The 6,074-nt window shown below is 59.1% G+C and carries 8 protein-coding genes; 5 read left to right on the forward strand and 3 right to left on the reverse strand.

The genetic code is table 11. The features are described 5' to 3' along the window. The first annotated feature begins 47 nt into the window (after positions 1-47). Both Q0520_RS00285 and purM read left to right on the forward strand, forming a co-directional pair. On the forward strand, positions 48-1,439 hold the full coding sequence (locus Q0520_RS00285; RefSeq protein ID WP_298665146.1) for an aspartate kinase: 1,392 nt from the start codon (positions 48-50) through the stop codon (positions 1,437-1,439). Beyond that, positions 1,432-2,427 carry a phosphoribosylformylglycinamidine cyclo-ligase gene (gene purM / locus Q0520_RS00290; RefSeq protein ID WP_298665149.1) on the forward strand — a complete coding sequence of 332 codons (996 nt, stop codon included), beginning with the start codon at positions 1,432-1,434 and terminating at the stop codon, positions 2,425-2,427. The genes Q0520_RS00285 and purM overlap by 8 nt, the downstream gene beginning before the upstream one ends. Positions 2,428-2,668: 241 nt before the next feature. On the opposite strand, the gene Q0520_RS00295 is transcribed toward purM, so the two are convergent. From Q0520_RS00295 to Q0520_RS00305, 3 genes are read right to left on the reverse strand one after another with little or no spacing between them, the layout of a single operon-like run. Further along, positions 2,669-3,208 carry a ZPR1 zinc finger domain-containing protein gene (locus tag Q0520_RS00295; RefSeq protein WP_298665152.1) on the reverse strand — a complete coding sequence of 180 codons (540 nt, stop codon included), beginning with the start codon at positions 3,206-3,208 and terminating at the stop codon, positions 2,669-2,671. Continuing rightward, the gene (gene sepF, locus Q0520_RS00300; protein ID WP_298665155.1) at positions 3,208-3,579 is read right to left on the reverse strand and encodes a cell division protein SepF; all 372 of its coding nucleotides are present in this window, start codon (positions 3,577-3,579) and stop codon (positions 3,208-3,210) included. The genes Q0520_RS00295 and sepF overlap by 1 nt, the downstream gene beginning before the upstream one ends. A gap of 47 nt (positions 3,580-3,626) precedes the next feature. Continuing rightward, on the reverse strand, positions 3,627-4,124 hold the full coding sequence (locus tag Q0520_RS00305) for an RNA-binding protein (RefSeq protein WP_298665158.1): 498 nt from the start codon (positions 4,122-4,124) through the stop codon (positions 3,627-3,629). A 110-nt stretch (positions 4,125-4,234) separates the two neighbouring features. Here Q0520_RS00305 and Q0520_RS00310 point away from each other — a divergent pair, with 110 nt between their 5' ends. The 3 genes from Q0520_RS00310 to purF all read left to right on the forward strand — a co-directional run. After that, positions 4,235-4,462, forward strand: coding sequence for an LSM domain-containing protein (locus Q0520_RS00310; RefSeq protein WP_298665161.1), 228 nt, complete (start codon positions 4,235-4,237; stop codon positions 4,460-4,462). 15 nt (positions 4,463-4,477) lie between these two features. Beyond that, positions 4,478-4,660 (forward strand): 50S ribosomal protein L37e, encoded by a 183-nt coding sequence (locus tag Q0520_RS00315; protein WP_298665164.1) that lies wholly within the window; start codon positions 4,478-4,480, stop codon positions 4,658-4,660. A gap of 15 nt (positions 4,661-4,675) precedes the next feature. After that, a partial coding sequence (gene purF / locus Q0520_RS00320) for an amidophosphoribosyltransferase (RefSeq protein WP_298665167.1) occupies positions 4,676-6,074 on the forward strand: 1,399 nt, incomplete at its 3' end.

Genomic DNA, 6,074 nt, shown 5'->3' on the forward strand with positions numbered 1-6,074 from the left:
TACCATTGTGTGGGACCAGTGAGAGTGAGCCAGAAATGAGGCTTGTAATGAAATTTGGCGGCACCTCGGTCGGCGATGCCGGGGCGATCGAGAGGACGGTCGACATCCTCGCCCGCTACCATGCTGAAGGGCATGAACTGGCGGTCGTCGTATCGGCGATGTCGGGCGTCACCGACCAGCTCCACGCAATCGCGTCCGAGGCCGAATCATCTACAGAAGAACCCCCGATTGCCGCATTTATCCAGGCTCTGAGGGCGAAACATATCAAGACGCTCGAAGCCGTTGCCCCCGGCCAGGTCGAAGAGGTGGGGGCCGTCATCAACGAGCGCCTTGTCAACCTCGAGCACATCCTGACGGCGGTCCACGCCCTCCGGGAACTCACCCGGCGCTCGAAGGACTATATCGTCAGTTATGGCGAGCGTCTGTCGGCGCTCATCCTCTCGGCGGCCGTCAGGGAACGGGGCATCCCTTCCACCGCCCTCGACGGTTGCGAGGCCGGGATCCTGACGACAAGCAAACACGGCGACGCCCTTGTCCTGCCGCAGAGCGACCCCCGTATCCACAGCCGGGTCGTCCCCCTGCTCATGGACGGCGTGCCGGTGATCACCGGCTATATGGGCTGCACGCCCGAGGGGATCGTCACCACCCTCGGCCGGAGCGGTTCTGACTACTCGGCCGCGATCGTTGGCCGGGCCATCGACGCCGACGAGATCTGGATCTGGACCGACGTCGACGGCGTGATGACCTCTGACCCGAAGATCGTCCCAAATGTCCGTGTCCTCCCCTATGTGAGTTACCGCGAGGCAATGGAACTCTCGTACTTCGGGGCGAAGGTTCTCCACCCGAAGACTATCGAGCCCGCGATGGAGAAGGACATCATCGTCCGGGTGAAGAACACCTTCAACCCCGACCACCCCGGTACGGTCGTCCGCCGGCAGGAGCAGAAGGAGAAGCGTGTCGTCAAGGCGATCACGCACATCGCCCGTGTCGCCCTCGTCAACATCAACGGTGTCCAGATGATCGGCAGGCCGGGTGTTGCGAGAGAAATATTCACCGCCCTCGGCGACGCCGGCATCAATGTGATGATGATCTCGCAGGCCTCGTCGCAGGCGAACATCTCCCTGATCATCGAGGAGAACGACCTGCCGCTCGCTCTCGAAGTGCTTGCAGCCCCGGTGAAGAGCGGTCTTGTCCGCGAGGTCACGTCTGACCGGAATGTCGTGGCGATCGCCGTTATCGGTGCCGGTATGGCAGGGACGCCCGGGATCTCGGGCCGGATCTTCACCGCCCTCGGCAAGGCCGGGGTCAACGTGATGATGATCTCGCAGGGGTCGTCAGAGGTGAACGTCTCCTTCGTGGTGCGGCAGGACGAGAACAGGAAGGCCCTGCAGGTACTCCACGACGAATTCAGGCTATCTGAGGAGTGTAAAGATGAGTAAAGGTACAGGATACGCCGATGCAGGCGTGGACATCGATCTCGAAGCGAAAGGCGTGCGCACGCTCATTGACCAACTTTCCTACCGGCGTCAGGGTTCTTTCCCGATGCTCGGGAGCGTCGGCCACTTCGCCGGCCTCATCGACTTCGGCGATATGGCCCTCGCCCTTACGGTCGACGGCGTCGGCACGAAGATGCTCGTTGCCGATGCCCTGAAGGACTGGTCGACGGTCGGTATCGACTGCGTGGCGATGAATGTCAACGACCTCTTCGTGATGAACCTGGACCCGGTGGCCTTCGTCGACTACATCGCCTGCGACGGGATCCTGCCCGAGAAGATGCGCCAGATCGGGATCGGCCTCAACGAGGGGGCGCGGCAGGCAAACATGAACATCGTCGGCGGGGAGACTGCGACCCTGAAGGGCCTTGTTACCGGCCTTGACCTTGCAGGCACCTGTCTCGGCGCCCAGAAGAAGGACAGGGTCGTCACGGGCGAGACGGTCGTCCCGGGCGACATCATTGTCGGCGTGCCCTCGACAGGCGTCCACTCGAACGGCTACACCCTTGCCCGGAAGGTCGCCCTGGAGAACGGCGGTTATGATGTAGTCCTCCCGTCGGGGAGGACGGTTGGCGAGGCCCTCCTCACGCCGACCCGGATCTACCGGGAGGCCCTCGACGCCGCCGCGGCCTGCGAGGTCCACGGTATGTGCCACATCACCGGCGGCGGTCTCCTGAACTTCCCCCGGCTCTCGAAGTACGGTTTCGACATCACCGATCCCCTTCCCGTCCCGGAGATCCTTGCATGGATCCAGGAGAAGGGAGGTCTCGACGAGAACGAGATGTACCGCACCTTCAACATGGGCATGGGCTATGCCTTCATCGTCCCCGAATCAAGTCTCCCCGCTCTCAGGAAGGTCATCCCTGACGTGCAGGTGGCGGGTGCGGTCGTGCCGGAGAGCGGGGCGTATCTCCGCGGCGTGAAGATCCACTGACCCTTTTTTTTGCTCTGCTGTATCTGTAGAACCGTTCATGAAACTTTGTTTCATGCCCGATTCAACAAAACCATTTTTTCCGCGTTTTTCGTTTTCAACGCGGTCCTGAGATCTCTGCTCTGTCTTCCCCGACCCTATCCTGATGGGGGCCAAGGGCAACGAGCGATAGCGAGTTCGATAAAATATCTGATCTTTGGTCAAGAACAGGATCTGCCCGGAGCCCAGAAAAGTTTGGATACGATCAAGGGGAGTTTTGTCCCGCCCTTTCTTCTTCCCCTGCGCCCCCGGCGTCCTTCGGGTTCCTGATGATTGCGGAGTTACCCGAGGGGTCGTCGATGATCAGGGTGACACTTTCATCGCCGCGCCTGACTGCCTCGATCTGCGCCTTGATCGAGAGGGCGCGCTCCCTTTCTTCGCCTTCGGCTGTTTTCAGGGCAGTATCGAGGGCCTCTTCGATCCTGTCGAGCACTCCTTCGACATTGGTGATGAACCCCTCTGATGCCGGACCGGGATTTACTGTGACTCCGAGTTCTGGCACCTCGATAGTCCCGGCAGAACTCCGTACCACCCGCACCGAGAGGTCGGCCTCACCTGAGACCCGCATTTCACTTCTTTCTGGCTGACCCGTCTTGAGGATGAAGGTGTCGGCCATCCGCCACCCGCAGGTACAGACCGCGCTTTCGATGAGGATCTCAGAAAAATATGGGATCTCTTCTGTCTGGTAGATATACTCGATCTCCTGTTTACAGACTGGACAGGGCGCACGCAGGACGTTCCGCACTACACCCCTCCAATCTTCTCCCGGGAGATCTTCACCGACATGGGGGTGACGACGACATATTGCTGGTCGCCGAGACCTATGATGTCACCGTTGACGTCGTTTGCGACCTCTCTGAGGTCTTTTAAGACCCGCTCGTACATGATCTTGTCGAGTTTCAGCCGGGATATATCGACGATGACGAGGTTGCCATTGTAGACTTCGTCCTTCACGCGGGGTGTATCCTTGATATCGGCGATCTGGGCGACTTTCACAAGCATCGACGCGGGCTCGTCACTGGCCGTGCTCTCGTAGGATGCAAGATCCAGTTCCATATATTCGTCCTGATGCGCAGGAGCGCTCTTGCCCATGAGGGAATCGAGAAATTTACCCATGAAAAGAACTGTAGAATGGAATTTATTTAATGGTATCCAAACCATCCTCAGAGTTCCAGGTTCCAGATCAGGTCTCCGACCCGGTGGACTGTCCTGACAGCCTTTCCTTTTTCCAGTGCGAGGAGTTCTGCCGCGTCGTACAGGGCGACACCAACGGCAAGGGGCTTGCTGTACCGTTCTTCGGCGATGATGCAGGGGTGGCCCTTTCTGATATCGGGCGTGGCGGCGACGATGCCGGGGCGCATGATATCGGCACCGTTCATCACGTATGGCACTGCCCCGGAGTCGACCGTGACCCGCCGGGCAGTGAAGGGGTGCTCGATCGCGCCCCGCACTGTCGGGAAGATCCAGTCCTCGAAGGCCATGAGGACGGGTTTTTTCTCCACCAGGTAAATGCTGACGTCCGACGTCGTCTCGACGACTTCGATGCCCTTCGATGTGAAGAGTGCCTCTTCTTCTCCGATCTCTTCTTTCAGGGCTTTTTTGATGCGCACGATCTCTGATTTTTTGATCGTGTGCCTTCTTTTGACCTTTATATCCTCCATTGTTCACCACAATTCTGGTCTATTCTCTTTTAAACCGTTCGACGCGGTATATTTAAGTAGATTCCCCACGCATGTATGGTACTCTTGAAGAGGTCTGAAGGGTAATTACCATGACAAAAAGACCACTGGAGATTCTGGATCAGGTGCTCAACGGCCAGCCTGTTATCATTTCTCTGAAAGGCGGGCGTGAGATCCGCGGAGTCCTGCAGGGGTACGACGTCCATTTGAACCTTGTTCTTGACCGGGCTGAAGAGCAGGTCGAAGGCAAGGTTGAGAAACGTGGTACACTGATCGTACGCGGCGACAATGTGATCTATATATCTCCCTCTGTTGAATAATTACGGTGAACGGTTATGACGAAAGGTACACCATCGATGGGTCTGCGGCAGAAGAGCACTCACATTATCTGCCGCAGGTGCGGGAAGATGTCCTTCCACGCACGGCATAAGGTCTGCTCTGCCTGTGGATTTGGACGGAGCAAGAAACTGGTAAGTCACAAGTGGACGACGAAGCGTCCCAAGATTCCAACGCATTAAGTTTCAGGTCAGATCATGTGTGGGATCGTTGGCATCGTGGATGCTGGCGGTGTCTCTTTCCCGCTATATTATGCCCTGTACGCTCTCCAGCACCGCGGACAGGAGAGCGCGGGGATGTCCACTTTTGACCACCGGCCCTATGTCCACAAGGGCAAAGGGCTTGTGGCCGAAGTCTTTGATGAGCAGATCCTCCAGAAGCTCAGAGGGAACGTCGGTATCGGGCATGTCCGGTATCCGACGACCGGCGCGAACCTGCCGGAGAACATCCAGCCATTCAATTTTGTCTGTAGAGATCATACGCTCTCGCTTGCCCATAACGGCAACCTGGTGAATACCGATGCCCTGCGGTCCGCCTATGAACAGGACGGACAGATCTTCTGTACGAGCACGGATTCCGAGGTGATCGCAACGATCCTCGCCCACGAACTCCGGAACTCGGGTTCTGTCGAGGACGCCGTCGGCGTGGCGATGCGGAAACTGCAGGGGTCGTACTCGGTCGTGCTGATGCTCGACGAGGCGCTCTACGCCTTCCGGGACCCCCTCGGGATCAAACCGCTCTGCATCGGGCGCACCGAGACGGGGTACATCGTTGCCTCGGAGAGCGTTGCGATCGACGCCCTGAACGGCACCCTGGTCAGGGACGTGCGGCCGGGCGAACTTATCACCTTCACGGAGAACGGGATCCGGTCTGTCCAGATCGCAACGTCTGACCGGCGCGCCCACTGCATGTTCGAGTATGTCTACTTTGCGCGGGCAGACTCGGTCATCGACGGCACTCTGGTCTATGACGCCCGGCGGAAGATCGGCGAGGAACTCGCCCATGGTGCGCCGGTCGAGGCGGACATGGTCGCCCCGGTACCTGATTCCGGGACGGCGTATGCGATCGGATATTCGGTGGCGTCGGGCACCCCGTACCTTGAGGGCCTGATGAAGAACCGGTATATGGGCCGGACATTCATCATGCCGAACCAGCGGAAGCGGGAGAACGCCGTGCGCATCAAACTCAACCCGATCAAAAAGCACCTGGAGGGCAAGTCTGTCGTGCTTGTCGACGACTCCGTGGTGCGGGGCACGACCTCGCGGCGACTCATCGACATTGTCCGGGACGCCGGGGCGAAGGATGTCCATCTCCGGGTCGGTTCGCCCCCGATCATCGCCCCCTGCTATCTCGGCGTCGATTTCCCGACACGGACCGAACTCATTGCGAATGAGCGGAGTACGGATGAGGTCCGCGACCTCATCCATGCCGATTCCCTCTACCATGTCCCCCTGGACAGGATGGTGGAGGCGATTGGCATCGACATCGGCAACCTCTGTACCGCCTGTCTCACCGGAAAGTATCCGGTCGAGGTCTGCGGAGAGTGCTGCGATAGCAGGTGCGTCGAGTTTACGAAAGGAAGCATCCAGACCCGCC

It is taken from the genome of uncultured Methanofollis sp. (genome assembly GCF_937919355.1).
In the GTDB taxonomy this organism is placed as follows: domain Archaea; phylum Halobacteriota; class Methanomicrobia; order Methanomicrobiales; family Methanofollaceae; genus Methanofollis.